Source organism: Amycolatopsis thailandensis (genome assembly GCF_002234405.1).
GTDB classification, from domain to species: domain Bacteria; phylum Actinomycetota; class Actinomycetes; order Mycobacteriales; family Pseudonocardiaceae; genus Amycolatopsis; species Amycolatopsis thailandensis.
The window spans coordinates 1-737 of sequence record NZ_NMQT01000334.1 but is presented as its reverse complement, the minus strand read 5'-3'; the positions used below and the strand labels follow the sequence as shown (position 1 = coordinate 737).

Here is a 737-nt window from a genome sequence, read left to right as displayed (position 1 = left end):
TCGGCGAAGCGCTCGTAGAAGCGGCCCAGCAGGGTGACGTCCACGGCCGCGGCGACGCCGTGGTCCCAGTCCCGGTCCATGATGACCGTGAACAGGTGCTTGTGGATCTCGTCGACCTCGTCGTCGTCCGACTCGATCGTGCGGGCGGCCTCGACGTCCTTGGACTTGATGACCTGCTCGACCTGGCGGGCCAGGTTCACTCCGACCTCGCCCATCTTGGCGAAGTCGCCCCGCACGGCCTCGGGGAGCACGGGGTCCGGGTGACGGCGGCGCGCGGCCTTGGCCACGTGCAGCGCCAGATCGCCCATCCGCTCCAGGCTCTCCGCCGCGTGGATCGCGGCGAGGACGGTCCGCAGGTCGGTCGCGACGGGTGCCTGCAGGGCCAGCAGGGCGTACGCCTGCTCCTCGCATTCGGCGCGCGCGTCGTCGACCTTCGCGTCGTCGCTGATCACCTGCTCGGCGAGTCCGAGATCGACCTCGAGCAACGCCCGGGTCGCCCGCTCCATCGCGTCGGCGACCTGGAGCGACATGCTCGCTAGGTTCTCGGCGAGCTGTTCGAGTTCGACATGGTAAGCCTCACGCATGGCCCAACCCTACGGGGAAGAGGGTCCAAAAGCCGCATCCCAGAGTGAACCTGACGTGAACCCGGACTAACGAATGATCCTCAGCCTGAGCTGCTGCTCTTCTTGGCGCCACCGGACTTGGCGGAGCTGGTCGGAGCGGTCTCGGTTCCGCCC

Annotated in this window: 1 protein-coding gene; it reads right to left on the bottom strand. The window is 68.4% G+C overall.

Annotation, left to right across the window (positions count from 1 at the left end):
* The coding region (gene phoU, locus CFP71_RS42715) for a phosphate signaling complex protein PhoU (RefSeq protein ID WP_093939474.1) at positions 1 to 584 on the bottom strand (584 nt) is incomplete at its 3' end.
* Positions 585 to 737 lie beyond the last annotated feature (153 nt).